Origin of the sequence: Streptomyces sp. NBC_00234 (genome assembly GCF_036195325.1) — a bacterium.
In the GTDB taxonomy this organism is placed as follows: Bacteria; Actinomycetota; Actinomycetes; order Streptomycetales; family Streptomycetaceae; genus Streptomyces.
In genome coordinates this window covers 2,181,132-2,195,031 of record NZ_CP108101.1, presented here as the reverse complement: position 1 = coordinate 2,195,031, position 13,900 = coordinate 2,181,132, and the positions used below count along the sequence as shown (strand labels likewise).

Here is a 13,900-nt window from a genome sequence, read left to right as displayed (position 1 = left end):
GCGGCGCACCGAGGGGGCGGGCCGTATATTCGCGATGACCGGCCCCTACCCCTCGCTGCGCGAAAAACGGGAGACCTCGTGGAAATCCTGGCATTTGGTGTGCAGTCCGACGAGAAGCCCCTGATCGAGAAAGCCTTCGCCGGACAGCACGAGGTCCGCTGCCTGGACGTCTTCCTGAACAGGGACACCGCACCGATCGCGGCGGGCTACGAGATCATCTCCACCAGCGTCAACGCCGACCTCGGCAGCGGCGTCCTGCAGACCCTCGCGGCGGGCGGCACGCAGATGATCGCCCAGCGCTCCACGGGCTTCAACAACATCGACCTCGACGTCGCCGAGCGCCTGGCCCTGCGCGTCGCCCGGGTCTCGTACTACTCGCCGTACTCCGTCGCCGAATTCGCCTGGACCCTGGCGATGGCGGTCAACCGCCGCATCATCCGCGCCGCGAGCCGCACCCGCGACTTCGACTTCCGTCTGGACGGGCTGCTCGGACGCGACATGCGCGGACGCACCGTCGGAGTGATCGGCACCGGAAAGATCGGCGAGGCGTTCACCCGGATCGCCCACGGGTTCGGCATGAAGCTGCTGGGCTGGGACGTGGCCGAGAATCCCGCGTGCCTGGAGCTCGGCATGACGTACGTCGAGAAGGAGCGGCTCCTCGCCGAGGCCGACCTGATCAGCCTCCACGTACCGCTGCTGCCCGCGACCCACCACATCATCGGCAGGGAGGCCCTGTCCGCGATGAAGGACGACGCGATCCTGATCAACTCCAGCCGTGGCGGACTCATCGACACCATGGCGCTGGTCGCCGAGCTCAGGGCGGGCCGCTTCACGGGTGTGGGGCTCGATGTGTACGAGGCGGAGGCCGGGCTCTTCTTCCTCGACAAGTCCCTGGAAGGCGTGGACGACGACACCCTGGCCAGGCTGGTCACCTTCCCGAACGTCGTCGTGACCTCGCACCAGGCGTACTACACCGAGGACGCGGTGGGCCAGATCGTGGAAGCCACCGTGCGGAACGTCGCCGACTACCTGGCCGGCCGCCGCAGCGACAACGTCCTCGTGCCGGCCCTCCCCGGTGACTGAGGCCCCGGACGACCGCCGGGGCCCCGCTCACTCCGTCAGCTGAGCACCGGCAGACCCGCCAGCAGCTCGGTCACGATCGCGGCCCCGCGCACGGTCAGGACCGACTCCGGATGGAACTGCACGGACGCGAAGCCCTGCCCGCGCAGCGCGTGCAGCTCACCGGTGGCCGCGTCCCGGCTCGACTCGATGGCGTGCGCGGTCAGCTCGGCGGCCGTCGACTCGTCGCAGCGGGCCGTGAAGCTGTTGTAGAAACCGACGGTCTCCGGACGGCCGAACAGCTCGATCCGGGTCTGCGCCCCCTGGTGGGGCACCGCCTTACGGACGATCTCCATGCCCAGCTCGGCGGCGATCAGCTCGTGTCCGAGGCAGACCCCGAGCAGTCCGTGCCGGTGGTCACGGAGCAGTTCGGCGGCCATCGCGCGCAGCAGCCGCATCTTCGGATCAGCGGCGTCGGCGGGGTTCCCGGGCCCGGGTCCCAGCACGACGGGACCCTCGTGCACCCGTACGGCATCGCGCAGCCCGGGCTCGTCGTACCGGCGCACCGACACCTCCAGACCCGACGACCGCAGCAGATGGGCCAGCATCGCGGTGAAGGTGTCCTCGCCGTCCACCACCAGGGCATGACCGGACAGCTCCTGCGTGCGCTCCTGCATCCGCAGCCAGAACGGTGCGAGCCCGCCGCGCCGGTCGTCCAGCGCCGCCTGCACCCGCGGATCGGAGGCCAGCTGCGGACGCTCGGCCTCCGCCCGGGGCCGGCCCGGCCGCACGCCCAGGGCGGTCAGTACCCCGGCCGCCTTGGCGTGGGTCTCGGCGACCTCGCTCTCCGGGGTCGAGTGGCGTACGAGCGTGGCGCCGACGGGAACCTTCAGGTGTCCGTCGGCCGAGATGTCCGCGGTCCGGATCAGGATCGGTGAGTCGAGGGTCTGCGCCCCGTTCGCGTCGAGGCGCAGCAGGGCCAGCGCGCCCGCGTAGTAGCCGCGGCCACCGGGTTCGTACCGCTCGATCACCCGGCAGGCGTTCTGCACGGGGGAGCCGGTGACCGTCGCCGCGAACATGGTCTCCTTGAGGACCTCCCGGACATCCAGCGAGGAGCGCCCGCGCAGTTCGTACTCGGTGTGCGCGAGATGGGCCATCTCCTTCAGCCGGGGGCCGACCACCACCCCGCCCATGTCGCCCACGGTGCACATCATCTTGAGTTCCTCGTCGACCACCATGGAGAGCTCCTCGGTCTCCTTGCGGTCCCCGAGGAAGGCCAGCAGGCTCTCGGCGGTGGGGCCGCCGGCGGGGTAGCGGTAGGTTCCGCTGATCGGGTTCATCACGACCGTGCCGCCGGACATCCGCACATGCACCTCCGGGCTGGCACCGACCAGGGTCCGGTCCCCGGTGTGCACGACGAACGTCCAGTACGCACCCCGCTCGCCCGCCAGCAGCCGCCGGAACAGTGCCAGCGCGTCGGCCCGGCCGAATCCGGGGATCTCGCCGCCGAAGGTGCGCCGGATCACGAAGTTCGCGCCCTCGCCCTGCCCGATCTCGTCCTCGATGACCCGCCGGACGGTCTCCGCGTACTCCGCGTCGGGCACGTCGAAGCTCCCGCCCTCCACGCGCACCTCATGGGCGGGAAGCGCGGCGAGCACCTCGTCGAGCGGCAGCGCGTACGACTCCTGGGCGAGCAGGACGGACAGCGGAGTGCCGTCGTCGCGGACGTCGAAGCCACGCTCGGCGATCTGCCGGAACGGCACCAGGGCGAGCGAGGGCTGTTCGCCCACGGGGATGTCGGCGAGCCGGTCCGCTTCACGGACGCGGCCGATCAGTACGTCGACGGTGTCGTGGTCGTGGCCCGGAGTGCGCCTGCGCAGCAGGGCGAAGGGCGGGCAGTCGTCCCGGAGCAGGCGGTGGACGAGGTCGGTCGCGGAAACGGGCATGGTGTTCCTTCCGATGAGGAGGAACGGCTCCGAAACGCAGAGAAGGCCGCCCCCCGGGCGGCCTTCGCGAAGTGTGTACGCGCGATGAATCAGCGGGCCGCCGGATGAGCGGTCCACCACCAGTTCTGGTTTGTCTGCGCGAACATGCCGTGGATCGTAGCGCACCGCGACCGGGCGCGGCGCCCGTCGTGCCCCCTGGCGGCGGCCGTTCCCCGGGGTGACTTCGGACGGTCTGTCTCACCAGGCGAGCGTGTGCCGGTCGGGGAGCGGCGACCCCGTAGTCTTGCGGTGTGATCGTGAAAGCTGAATCCCGAAGTGTCGCCGACAAGGCGACCTGGCGAGACCTTCCCGCGGCGCAGCAGCCCGAGTACCCCGACTCCGAGGCCCTGCGCGATGTGCTCGCGGACCTCGAGTCGTATCCGCCTCTCGTCTTTGCCGGCGAGTGCGACCAGCTGCGTGCCCGCATGGGAGCCGTCGCCAAGGGCGAGGCGTTCCTGCTGCAGGGCGGCGACTGCGCCGAGGCGTTCGACGCCGTGTCGGCCGAGCACATCCGAGCCAAGCTCAAGACGTTGCTCCAGATGAGTGCCGTCCTCACCTACGCGGCCTCCGTGCCGGTCGTGAAGATCGGCCGGATCGCCGGTCAGTACTCCAAGCCGCGTTCCAAGTCGACCGAGACCCGCGACGGCGTGACCCTGCCGACCTACCGCGGCGACTCCGTCAACGGCTTCGACTTCACCGAGGCCGCCCGTATCCCGGACCCCCAGCGGCTGAAGCAGATGTACCACGCGTCCGCTTCGACGCTGAACCTGGTGCGTGCCTTCACCACCGGCGGTTACGCCGACCTGCGCCAGGTCCACGCCTGGAACCAGGACTTCGTGAGGTCCTCGCCCTCCGGCCAGCGCTACGAGGCCCTGGCCCGCGAGATCGACAACGCGCTGAACTTCATGAAGGCGTGCGGCACGGACCCGGCCGAATTCAAGGCGGTCGAGTTCTACGCCTCGCACGAGGCGCTCCTGCTGGACTACGAGTCCTCGCTGACGCGCACCGACTCGCGCACCGGCAAGCTGTACGACACCTCGGGCCACATGGTGTGGATCGGTGAGCGCACCCGCCAGATGGACGGCGCGCACATCGAGTTCGCCTCGAAGATCAGCAACCCGATCGGCATCAAGCTCGGCCCGACGACCACCGTCGACGACGCGCTCGGTTACATCGACCGCCTCGACCCGGACCGCGAGCCGGGCCGGCTGACCTTCATCGTCCGCATGGGCGCCGACAAGGTCCGCGACAAGCTCCCCGAGCTCGTCGAGAAGGTCACCGCCTCCGGCGCCACCGTGGCGTGGGTGACGGACCCGATGCACGGCAACACCTTCGAGGCCGCGTCCGGCCACAAGACCCGCCGCTTCGACGACGTCCTCGACGAGGTCAAGGGCTTCTTCGAGGTGCACAAGGGTCTGGGGACGCACCCGGGCGGCATCCACGTCGAGCTCACCGGTGACGATGTCACCGAGTGCGTCGGCGGCGGTCACGAGATCTTCGTGGACGACCTGCACCAGCGTTACGAGACGGCCTGCGACCCCCGGCTCAACCGCAGCCAGTCGCTGGACCTGGCGTTCCTGGTCGCCGAGATGTACCGCGACCAGTAGGAATCGCCGGACTGTACGGCTGTGGGGCACGGATCGATGTGATCCGTGCCCCACAGGCCGTTCCGGGGCTTTTACCCACCAGGGTCGACGGGTAAGGTTAGGTTAGCCTCACCGAAAAGATCGGGGCGGCGCTAGCGATCGATCCCGGTGGGAGGTGAACCGCATGTACGTCTGCTCGTGTTTCGGAGTCACGGAACAGCAGGTCAAGCAGCATGCGGACGCCGGCGCCTGTACGCCCCGGCAGATAGCCTCCGCCTGCAAGGCCGGTACGGACTGCGGTGGCTGTGTCCGGAGGATCCAGGCGCTGCTGGGGCGTGGCGACTGCCCGCGCCGCGAGCTGCTCGACCAGAAGCAGGAGTCGCTGGCCGGTCCCGTCGGCGCGACGCCCGTCGTCACCGGTTCGGCGGACATTCGGCTCTCCGACGCGGCCTGAGCCCCGGATCAGCTCTCCGGCTGCTCGATCAGCTGTGCGATGTAGAGCGGCTCGCCGAGCTTCTCGACCAGTTCCAGCTGGGTGTCGAGATAGTCGATGTGGTGCTCTTCGTCCGCCAGGATGGACTCAAAAATATTTGCGGACGTGATGTCGCCCTTGTTGCGCATCAGCTCGATGCCCCGCTTGAGGCGGTCGATCGCCTCCACCTCGACCTGTCGGTCGGCCTGGAACATCTCGGTGACCGTCTGGCCGACCCGGACATGGAAAAGCCGCTGGTAATTGGGCAGGCCGTCGAGGAACAGAATGCGGTCGGTCAGAATCTCGGCATGCTTCATCTCGTCGAACGACTCTGCCCGGGTGTACTTGGCGAGCTTCGTCCAGCCGAAGTTGTCCTGCATCTTTGCATGCAGGAAATACTGGTTGATGGCAGTCAGTTCGGCGGTCAGCTGTTCGTTCAGGAACTCGAGGACCTCGGGGTCGCCCTGCATCGCAGAGGCTCCTTCCAACCGGTGTACTGGGCAAGTTGGCCGCATCCTCGCACTGCGCTCCCCGGTCGTCCAGTAAGTGCACGCTTAGTACGAGTTGCCCGAATCGACTCTGCCCTGGTCATGACCACCCCTGCCTGTCTGTCACCATGGAGGCATGGGTCAGCCGGAAAGCCGGGAATACAGCGAATCAGGGCAGTCCGAGCTTCCGCCGGGGCAGCGCCTGCAGCGCGGCTGGCCGGTTACCCACTACGGGCCCGTTCCCAAGTTCAAGCCGGACCGCTGGGAGTTCAGGGTCTTCGGAGCCACCGCGGACGGCGAGAAGCGCTGCTGGAATCACCAGGAGTTCACGGCCCTGCCGTTCTCCTCGGTCGTCGCGGATCTGCACTGCGTGACGAAATTCAGCATGGTCGGCGCCGAATGGGGCGGGGTCCTCGCCCGTAACATCGTGGAACTCGCTCCGCCCGCACCCAATGTCACCCATGTGATGGTCTGGGCCGAGTACGGATTCAGCTCGAACCTCCGCCTCGCCGACTTCGCGGCGGACCGCACCGTGTTCGCGACCCACAAGGACGGCGAACTGCTCACCGCCGAACACGGCTTCCCGGTGCGGCTGGTCGTGCCCCACCTGTACGCCTGGAAGGGCCCCAAGTGGGTCCGCGGCATCGAGTACATGACCGCCGACCGCCGCGGCTTCTGGGAGGAGCGCGGCTATCACAACATCGGCGACCCGTGGAGCGAGCAGCGCTACTCCTACCAGGAGGAGCCCGGGGACGGCCCCGAGCTCTGACCTGCGGGTCTCCGCGCCTCAGTGGTGGTACTGGTGCACCACGGCGTGGCCCTTGCCGCGGCCGATCATCCACTTGTTGACCGGGACCGTGATGACGAAGGCGGCGGCCAGCGCGATGGCCAGGACGATCCAGAACATCGAATCCGCCAGGTGGGCGTCCATGGCGCCCGGCCACAGAGCGATCACGCCGTTGTCGATCAGTTCCATCACCGCGATCGAGAGGGTGTCGGCGGCGAGGGCGACCCGGAAGGCCGTACGGAAGTCGACGCCGGCCTTCAGGATGCCGCGCAGGGTCAGCGCGTAACCGAAGAAGAACGCCAGGATGATCGCGAGCACCATCGTCTGCATGTTGCTCCAGCCGAGGGCGGTGCCGATCACCATGCCGAGGATCTCGCCGATCGCACAGCCGGTGAGGCAGTGCAGCGTGGCCTTGGCGGCCATGGCCCAGCTGACCTTGCCGTCCGTACCGCCGCCGTGGTGGGCGTGGCCGGCGTGCGCGTCGTGCGCCGCGGGGCCGTGTCCGGTGTGCGCCTCGTGCCCGGCGGTGTCGTGCGTGCGGTTGTCGTGCTGCATGGTGTTCCCCCAAAGCCGGATAGCGGTTCCTGCCGACAACAGGAACCGTATACCCCCCTGGGGTATTCCTCAAGCGGGCACGGGACCGCGCAGCTCCTTCAGCCGGGCCACATCCGCCGCATGCCCCGCCTTGCCGCCGGGGGTCTCGATGATCAGGGGTACGCCGTCGGTCGCCGGGTGCGAGAACAGCTCGCGGAACGGCTCCGCCCCGATGTGACCGGCGCCGATGTTCTCGTGCCGGTCCTTGTGCGCTCCCACCACGTCCTTGGAGTCATTGGCGTGGATCAGCTTCAGGCGGCCCTCGCCGACGGTGTCCACCAGGAGATCGAGGGTCCGGCGCATGCCCGAGGGGCCGGTCAGGTCGTGCCCCGCCGCGTAGATGTGGCAGGTGTCCAGGCAGATGCCCAGCTTGGGATGGGAGTCCAGCGCCTCGAAGTACGGGCCGAAGTCCCAGGTCCGCGAGCAGAGCGAGAAGCCCTGCCCCGCCGTCGACTCCAGCAGCAGGAACGGGTCGTCGTCATGCGTCAGCTCGTCGAGCAGCGGCCGCATGTACCGGCGCACCTGCGCGAGGGCCTCCGCGGGAGGCCGCCCGCCGGTCGCCGACCCCGTGTGCACCACGACGCCCAGCGCGCCGATCTCCCTCGCCCTGCGCAGGGAGTGGCGCAGCGACTCCACGGACCGCTCCACCGTTGCCTCGGTGTGCGAGCCGAAATTGATCAGATACGGCGCGTGGACGTACGCCGGGACCGATCCGGCCGCGCACTCGGCGCGGAACAGCTCGTCCTGCGCCGGATTGCCGGGCGGGGTCGCCCAGCCGCGCGGATTGGCGGCAAAGACCTGTACGGCCTCCGCCTCCAGCTCGCGGGCGTACTCGAGGCCGACCTTGGCGAGGCCGCCCGCCACCGGGACGTGCGCGCCTACCGGGTTTCGCATGTGGATCTACAGTCCCTTGGTCCTGATCGTGATCGTGGAGCCCTCGGCGGCCTGTTCGCCGCCTTCGACGGACTGCCTTTCGATGGTGTCGCTGAAGGACAGGAACGGCCGGTCGACCTCGACCTCGAACCCCGCCTCCTCCAGTGTGCTCCTGGCCTCGTCGACGTCCTTGCCCGTGACGTCCGGGACATCGAGCATCCGCGGCCCCTTGGAGACCGTGAGCTCGACGGAGTCGCCCTCGGCCGCCTCCGCGCCGTCGGCAGGCGTCTGCTCGGCGATGTCGCCGGCGGCCTCGGCGGAATTCACCCGGCCGGGCAGGACCTCGGCCTTCAGCCCCGCCTCCCGCAGCGCGGCGGTGGCGTCGTCGACCGAGAGGCCGGTGACATCGGGAACGTCGACCGGGCTGCCCTTGCTGACCACCAGGGCGACCGCCGATTCGGAGTGGCGCTCGGTGCCGGCCTCGGGGTCCGTACGGACCACCTCGCCCCGCGCCACGTCCTCGCTGAACTCCCGGGTCACCATCCCGGGCACCAGGCCGGCTTCCTTCAGCGCACGTCGGGCATCGGCGAGCGTGATGCCCTCGACATCCGGCACGTCCACCATTTCGGGACCGCGGGAGACGACGAGCCGCACGGAGTCGTTCCCGCGGATCCGCTCGCCGGAACCCGGGTCGCTGCTCATCACCGTGCCGCGGGCGGCGGTGTCGCTGTAGGCGCGGTCGATGCCCTTCACGTCGAGACCCGCGTCCGCCAGCCGCTGCTGGGCGGACTTCTCGGTCTGGCCCAGCAGTGAGGGGACACGCGTGAACTGCCCGGAGTTGATGTACCAGACGCCCGTGCCGACGCCCAGCACCAGCAGGACCGCGGCGAGCGCGGCGACTATCCCGCGTCGGGGGCCCGCTCCGAAGGGGCCGCGCCTGCCGGTCCCGTGCCGCCGCGGCGGCAGCGAGGGCGGCATCTCCAGCCGGCTGGTGTGGTGGGCGGTGCCCTGGCCGGGCGGCAGTACGCGCGGAATCACGCTCGTACGGTCGTCGGCGCCGTCGTGCTCGTCGCTGCGGGCCTGCGGGGGCGACGCGTCGAGCTGCTCGTCGGTGAGGGCGGCCCGGCACTCGCGCGTCTCGGCCAGCAGCACCACCGCGTCCTGCGGGCGCACCTCGGCGTTGCGGGCGGTGGCGCTCGCCACCAGGGAGTCCAGCTCCACCGGGAGCCCCGGGACGACCGCGGACGGCGCCGGGACGTCCTCGTTGAGGTGCTGGTAGATGACCTGGGCGGCGGTGTCCCCGGTGTGCGGCTTGCTGCCGGTCAGCATCTCGTAGAGCACGACACCGCACGCGTAGACATCGGCCCGGGTGTCGGCGGTGCCGTGCTCGATCTGTTCGGGTGCGAGATACGACACGGTGCCCAGGAGCGATCCGGTGGTCTCCGTGACGGTGCCCACCGCCCGTACGAGACCGAAGTCGGCGACCTTCACGCGGCCGTCGTCCCCTATCAGGACGTTCTCCGGCTTCATGTCGCGGTGGACGAAGCCCGCGCGGTGCGCGGCACCGAGGGCCGCGAGGACCGGCTCCATGATGTCCAGGGCTGCCCGGGGCTGGAGCGCACCGCGCTCGCGCAGGACGTCACGCAGGGTGCACCCCGCGACGTACTCCATCGCCAGGTAGACGTACGCCCCTTGGGCGCCCTGGTCGAAGACCGCGACGACATTGGGGTGCGCCAGCTTGGCCACCGACTTCGCCTCGCGGATGAAGCGCTCGACGAACGAGGCGTCGGTCGCGAGGGCCGGGTGCATCACCTTGAGGGCGAGCACCCGGTCGAGCCGGGTGTCCGTGGCCCGGTAGACCGTGGCCATGCCACCGACGGCGATCCGCGCGTCGACGCGATAGCGGCCGTCGAGCAGCTGCCCGATCATGGGGTCCTGGAGGGTCGTATCCACGCACCGAGTCTACGAGCCGCCGCTGACACGGCGGACGGTCCGGGCAGCTCCGGGGCGCTACTGCAGCCGAGCCGTGACAGGGACACGCTCCGGGCCCCGTCTAGAACGCCGGACGTTCCGGGTCCAGCACGGCACGCCCCTCGCCCGGGGACGACGCCTCGGCGAAGTGGCGGCGCGGAATCCGGCCCGCCCGGAACGCCAGGCGCCCGCCCTCCACCGCGTGCCTCATCGCCCCCGCCATCAGCTCCGGCTCCTGCGCCCGGGTCACCGCGGACGCCAGCATCACCGCCGAGCAGCCCAGCTCCATGGCGAGCGCGGCGTCCGAGGCGGTCCCGGCGCCGGCGTCCAGGATCACCGGCACCCCGGCCCGCTCGACGATCAGCTGGAAGTTGTGCGGGTTCCGGATGCCGAGACCGGAGCCGATCGGGGAGCCGAGCGGCATGATCGCCGCACACCCCACGTCCTCCAGCTTCCGGGCGAGCACCGGATCGTCGTTGGTGTACGGCAGGACGGTGAACCCGTCGTCCACGAGGGTCTCCGCGGCGTCCAGCAGCTCGATCGGGTCGGGCAGCAGGGTGCGCTCGTCCGCCACCACCTCCAGCTTGACCCAGTCGGTTCCGAGCGCCTCCCGGGCCAGCCGGGCGGTCAGCACGGCCTCGCCCGCGGTGAAGCAGCCCGCCGTGTTCGGCAGGACACGGATGGAGAGCCGTTCCAGGACGGAGAGGACCGAGCCCTGCACGGTCGGGTCCAGCCGGCGCATCGCCACCGTGGTCAGCTCGGTGCCGGAGGCGAGCAGGGAGCGCTCCAGGACGTCGAGGCTCGGAGCACCCCCCGTCCCCATGATCAGCCGGGAGGTGAAGGACGTACCGGCGAGGGAGAAGAGGTCGTCGGACATGGGTCAGCCTCCCTGGACCGCGGTGAGGACCTCGACGCGGTCTCCGTCGGCGAGCGCGGTGGAGGACCACTGGCTGCGCGGTACGACGGTCTCGTTGACGGCGGCGGCCACTCCGGAGTGCGAGGCGGTGAGCGTCGCCACGAGGGTGTCCAGCGGGGTGTCGTGGGGAACGCCTCGGCGTTCCCCGTTCACGGAGATCAGGACGGGGCCGGACAGGTGCTCGGTCATGCGGGCTGCTCCTGAGGCACGGGGGCGGCGGAGGGGGAGGGGGCGAAACGGCTCGGCGCGAAGGGGCGGCCCACCTCCGGCAGTTCGCCGGTGGTCAGCACGTGCGCCATCACGTCGCCGGTGACCGGGGTCAGCAGCACCCCGTTGCGGTGGTGGCCGGTGGCGAGGTGGAGACCGGGCAGGGCCGTCGGGCCCAGCAGGGGCGCGTTGTCGGGAGAGGCCGGGCGCAGGCCCGCCCGCGTCTCGGTGAGGGGCAGTTCGGTGATGCCGGGCACCAGCTCGTGCGCGTCACGCAGCAGCTCGTACACGCCGCCCGCCGTGACGGTGGTGTCCCAGCCGAGCTCCTCGCTGGTCGCGCCGACGACCAGCTCGCCGTTCGCCCGGGGGACGAGATACAGGTGGCTGCCGCGGACCACGGCGCGCACCGTCCGGCTCAGGAACGGGGCGTACGCGGGCGGCACGGTCAGCCGGAGCACCTGGCCCTTGACCGGGCGGACCGGCGGGACGACGTCGTCGGGCAGCCCCGCGAGCCGGCCGCTGAGGCTGCCGGCGGCGAGGACGACCTGGTCGGCGGAGAGCTCCGTCCCTTCCGCGAGCACCGCTCCGGCGGCACGGTCGCCGACGACGGACAACTCCCGCGTCCAGGTCCGGTGGAAGACCACTCCGGCGCGTTCGCAGGCGGTCAGCAGCGCCGCGGCCAGCCGTCGCGGATCGACCTGGTGGTCGCCGTCGACACGCAGTCCGCCGCGCACTCCGGGCGCCAGCATCGGTTCCAGCCGGCGGCACTCGCGGCCGGTGAGCCACTCGGACTCCAGCCCCGAACGCTGCTGCAGCGCGTGCAGTTCGCGCAGATGGGCGCGGTCGTCGGAGTCGAGCGCCACGGCCAGGGTGCCGCAGGCGCGGAAGCCGATCTCCTGCCCGCTCGCCTCCTCCAGCTCCGCCGCGAACGCGGGATAGCGGGCGGCGGACGCGACATTGAGGCCGAGCAGTGTCTGTTCGCCGTAGTGGAGTTCGGTGACGGCGGCCAGCATTCCGGCCGCCACTCCGGCGGCCCCGCCGCCCGGTTCGGGATCGGCGACCGCCGTGCGCAGGCCGCGTTGCGCCGCCCGCCAGGCCGTGACCAGTCCGATGATGCCGCCCCCGATGACGAGGACGTCGCATCCGTTCCGTTGAGCACGCATGGGCTTCCAGCCCCTCCCTTCGCCGGCATGACCCGGATCAGGTTCGTACGGTCGGAGGCCGTCCAGCCTCCCTCTCAGCCCGGTGCGTCCGGGCTCCCGCGAGTGTTTTACGTTGGCCACCCTAAACCCCGTCGCCCGTGGTCAGTAAGACCCGCAGTCAGCCAGTAAGGGAGCAACCGCCGTGGCCCGTTCGCTCGACGGACTCGTCCTCTCTCCGGTCGCCGACCAGGCTCCGGGCCAGGTCGGCACCCGTACCCGCTTCACGTACCACGAGCGCGACGGCGTGATCTGGGCCGAGTACGCGGGTGGTGACGTGCTCAGGGGCCATCTGGTGGGCACCCGCGCCGGAGACGTCCTGGACTTTCGCTACGTCCAGCTGAAGCACGACGGAACGACCTCCTCGGGCCACTGCGTATCGACCGTCGTCGGCCTTCCGGACGGCCGCGTGCGGCTGGCGGAGCGGTGGCGGTGGGAGTCCCAGGAGGGCAGCGGGACGAGCATCGTGGAGGAAGTCTCTTCCTGACGATGCGTCAGGTGTTTAAGGTGGACGGGTGAGCGAGCAGACGGAACAGCGGGCAGCGGGTCGGCGGACACGGCACCTCGTGGTCGTGGGGGCGGGTATGGCGGGCGTCCAGACCGCGGTGGCCCTGCGCGAACGGGGCTTCACCGGGCCCGTCACACTGATCGGCGCGGAACCGCACCAGCCGTACGACCGGCCGCCGCTCTCCAAGGCGGTCCTGCTCGGCAAGGCCGAGGACTCCGCCTTCGACGTCGACTTCGAGGCGCTGGACATCACCCTGCGTCTCGGGCTGGACGTGACGGGGCTGCGGCCCGGGGCGCACGAACTCGACACCCCGGACGGCCCCGTTCCGTACGACACCCTGGTCCTCGCCACCGGCGCGGAACCGATCGTCCTGCCGGGCTCCGAGGGCGTCCCCGGCGTCCACCTCCTGCGCACCCTCGACGACGCCGCACGGCTGCGGCCGGTCCTGGAGCGGCAGCACGACATCGTGGTGGTCGGGGCCGGCTGGATCGGTGCCGAGTTCGCCACCGCGGCCCGCGCCGCCGGCTGCGCCGTCACCGTCGTCGAGGCGGCCGGACTGCCCCTCGCGGGCGCCCTGCCCGCCGAGGTCGCCGCCCCCATGGCCCACTGGTACGCGCAGAGCGGCGCGGAACTCCTCACCGGCGCTCGGGTGGCCCGGGTCGAGCCCGGAGCCGTCGTCCTGGCGGACGGCCGGGTGATCCCGGCCGGAGCGGTGGTCGTGGGCATCGGCGCCCGGCCCGCCACCCGCTGGCTGGCCGGCTCGGGCATCGCGCTCGGCCCGGACGGCTCGGTCACCGCGGACAGCACGCTGCGCAGTTCGCTGCCCGACGTGTACGCGGTCGGGGACTGCGCCTCCTTCCCCTCCGCCCGCTACGGCGAACGCCTGCTCGTCCACCACTGGGACAACGCCCTCCAGGGGCCGCGGACCGTCGCCGCCGCCATCGCCGCCGCCGACGGTGACGGGCAGCCGCAGCCGTACGACCCGGTGCCCTACTTCTGGTCCGAGCAGTTCGACCGCTTCGTGCAGTACGCCGGCCACCACGCGGGCGCCGACACCCTGCTGTGGCGCGGCGACCCGGCCCAGGCGGCCTGGTCGGTGTGCTGGCTGCGCGAAGGAGCCCTGGTCGCCCTGCTGGCAGTCGGCCGTCCGCGCGACCTGGCGCAGGGACGCAAACTCATCGAATCGGGCGCCCTCGTCGACCCGGAGCGGGCCGCCGACCCCTCCGTACCGCTCAAATCGGCGACGCTCTGACAC

Annotated in this window: 15 protein-coding genes and 1 riboswitch; of the genes, 6 read left to right on the top strand and 9 right to left on the bottom strand. The window is 70.8% G+C overall.

From position 1 onward, the window contains the following. Positions 1-78 precede the first annotated feature (78 nt). Positions 79-1,083: a 2-hydroxyacid dehydrogenase gene (locus tag OG230_RS09535; protein ID WP_328909715.1), complete on the top strand. Its 1,005-nt coding sequence runs from the start codon at positions 79-81 to the stop codon at positions 1,081-1,083. A 35-nt stretch (positions 1,084-1,118) separates the two neighbouring features. On the opposite strand, the gene OG230_RS09530 is transcribed toward OG230_RS09535, so the two are convergent. Together OG230_RS09530 and OG230_RS36385 are read right to left on the bottom strand one after the other, a co-directional pair. Continuing rightward, complete coding sequence (locus tag OG230_RS09530) at positions 1,119-3,005, bottom strand: anthranilate synthase family protein (RefSeq protein ID WP_328909714.1); 1,887 nt, start codon at positions 3,003-3,005, stop codon at positions 1,119-1,121. A gap of 89 nt (positions 3,006-3,094) precedes the next feature. Further along, positions 3,095-3,151 (bottom strand): trp operon leader peptide, encoded by a 57-nt coding sequence (locus OG230_RS36385; protein ID WP_443051579.1) that lies wholly within the window; start codon positions 3,149-3,151, stop codon positions 3,095-3,097. A 144-nt stretch (positions 3,152-3,295) separates the two neighbouring features. Here OG230_RS36385 and OG230_RS09525 point away from each other — a divergent pair, with 144 nt between their 5' ends. Together OG230_RS09525 and OG230_RS09520 are read left to right on the top strand one after the other, a co-directional pair. Further along, a complete protein-coding gene (locus tag OG230_RS09525; protein ID WP_443051523.1) occupies positions 3,296-4,651 on the top strand; it encodes a class II 3-deoxy-7-phosphoheptulonate synthase in 1,356 nt (451 codons plus the stop codon). Positions 4,652-4,814: 163 nt separating this feature from the next. After that, entirely contained in the window at positions 4,815-5,084 is a 270-nt protein-coding gene (locus tag OG230_RS09520; RefSeq protein WP_328909712.1) for a (2Fe-2S)-binding protein, read from the top strand. Between the two features lie 8 nt (positions 5,085-5,092). Here the strand turns inward: OG230_RS09520 and bfr are convergent, their stop codons facing one another. Next, positions 5,093-5,572: a bacterioferritin gene (bfr, locus tag OG230_RS09515; protein WP_328909711.1), complete on the bottom strand. Its 480-nt coding sequence runs from the start codon at positions 5,570-5,572 to the stop codon at positions 5,093-5,095. A gap of 154 nt (positions 5,573-5,726) precedes the next feature. Between bfr and OG230_RS09510 the strand changes: the two genes are divergently transcribed. Continuing rightward, the gene (locus OG230_RS09510; protein ID WP_328909710.1) at positions 5,727-6,359 is read left to right on the top strand and encodes a sulfite oxidase-like oxidoreductase; all 633 of its coding nucleotides are present in this window, start codon (positions 5,727-5,729) and stop codon (positions 6,357-6,359) included. Between the two features lie 18 nt (positions 6,360-6,377). Here the strand turns inward: OG230_RS09510 and OG230_RS09505 are convergent, their stop codons facing one another. The 6 genes from OG230_RS09505 to thiO all read right to left on the bottom strand — a co-directional run bounded on the left by OG230_RS09505 (position 6,378) and on the right by thiO (position 12,101). Next, positions 6,378-6,932, bottom strand: coding sequence for a DUF4396 domain-containing protein (locus OG230_RS09505; protein WP_328909709.1), 555 nt, complete (start codon positions 6,930-6,932; stop codon positions 6,378-6,380). A 69-nt stretch (positions 6,933-7,001) separates the two neighbouring features. Beyond that, positions 7,002-7,865, bottom strand: coding sequence for a deoxyribonuclease IV (locus OG230_RS09500; protein ID WP_328909708.1), 864 nt, complete (start codon positions 7,863-7,865; stop codon positions 7,002-7,004). A 6-nt stretch (positions 7,866-7,871) separates the two neighbouring features. Next, the gene (gene pknB, locus OG230_RS09495; RefSeq protein WP_328909707.1) at positions 7,872-9,797 is read right to left on the bottom strand and encodes a Stk1 family PASTA domain-containing Ser/Thr kinase; all 1,926 of its coding nucleotides are present in this window, start codon (positions 9,795-9,797) and stop codon (positions 7,872-7,874) included. 100 nt (positions 9,798-9,897) lie between these two features. Beyond that, the gene (locus OG230_RS09490) at positions 9,898-10,692 is read right to left on the bottom strand and encodes a thiazole synthase (RefSeq protein ID WP_328909706.1); all 795 of its coding nucleotides are present in this window, start codon (positions 10,690-10,692) and stop codon (positions 9,898-9,900) included. A 3-nt stretch (positions 10,693-10,695) separates the two neighbouring features. Next, positions 10,696-10,920 (bottom strand): sulfur carrier protein ThiS, encoded by a 225-nt coding sequence (gene thiS, locus OG230_RS09485; RefSeq protein WP_328909705.1) that lies wholly within the window; start codon positions 10,918-10,920, stop codon positions 10,696-10,698. Further along, positions 10,917-12,101, bottom strand: coding sequence for a glycine oxidase ThiO (gene thiO, locus OG230_RS09480; RefSeq protein WP_328909704.1), 1,185 nt, complete (start codon positions 12,099-12,101; stop codon positions 10,917-10,919). The genes thiS and thiO overlap by 4 nt, the downstream gene beginning before the upstream one ends. Next, a riboswitch (TPP riboswitch) is annotated at positions 12,099-12,211 on the bottom strand. It overlaps the preceding gene by 3 nt. 71 nt (positions 12,212-12,282) lie before the next feature. On the opposite strand from thiO, the gene OG230_RS09475 reads away from it, so the two are divergent. Then, positions 12,283-12,624, top strand: a complete 342-nt coding sequence (locus OG230_RS09475; RefSeq protein ID WP_328909703.1) for a hypothetical protein — start codon at positions 12,283-12,285, stop codon at positions 12,622-12,624. 28 nt (positions 12,625-12,652) lie between these two features. Then, on the top strand, positions 12,653-13,897 hold the full coding sequence (locus tag OG230_RS09470) for an NAD(P)/FAD-dependent oxidoreductase (RefSeq protein ID WP_328909702.1): 1,245 nt from the start codon (positions 12,653-12,655) through the stop codon (positions 13,895-13,897). Positions 13,898-13,900 lie beyond the last annotated feature (3 nt).

Bases quoted from the DNA above. Each gene is read 5' to 3' on its own strand.
- OG230_RS09530 (WP_328909714.1), bottom strand. From the start codon at position 3,005: ATGCCCGTTTCCGCGACCGACCTCGTCCACCGCCTGCTCCGGGACGAC.
- OG230_RS09510 (WP_328909710.1), top strand. From the start codon at position 5,727: ATGGGTCAGCCGGAAAGCCGGGAATACAGCGAATCAGGGCAGTCCGAG.
- thiO (WP_328909704.1), bottom strand. From the start codon at position 12,101: ATGCGTGCTCAACGGAACGGATGCGACGTCCTCGTCATCGGGGGCGGC.
- thiS (WP_328909705.1), bottom strand. From the start codon at position 10,920: ATGACCGAGCACCTGTCCGGCCCCGTCCTGATCTCCGTGAACGGGGAA.
- OG230_RS09500 (WP_328909708.1), bottom strand. From the start codon at position 7,865: ATGCGAAACCCGGTAGGCGCGCACGTCCCGGTGGCGGGCGGCCTCGCC.
- OG230_RS09520 (WP_328909712.1), top strand. From the start codon at position 4,815: ATGTACGTCTGCTCGTGTTTCGGAGTCACGGAACAGCAGGTCAAGCAG.
- OG230_RS09505 (WP_328909709.1), bottom strand. From the start codon at position 6,932: ATGCAGCACGACAACCGCACGCACGACACCGCCGGGCACGAGGCGCAC.
- bfr (WP_328909711.1), bottom strand. From the start codon at position 5,572: ATGCAGGGCGACCCCGAGGTCCTCGAGTTCCTGAACGAACAGCTGACC.
- OG230_RS09490 (WP_328909706.1), bottom strand. From the start codon at position 10,692: ATGTCCGACGACCTCTTCTCCCTCGCCGGTACGTCCTTCACCTCCCGG.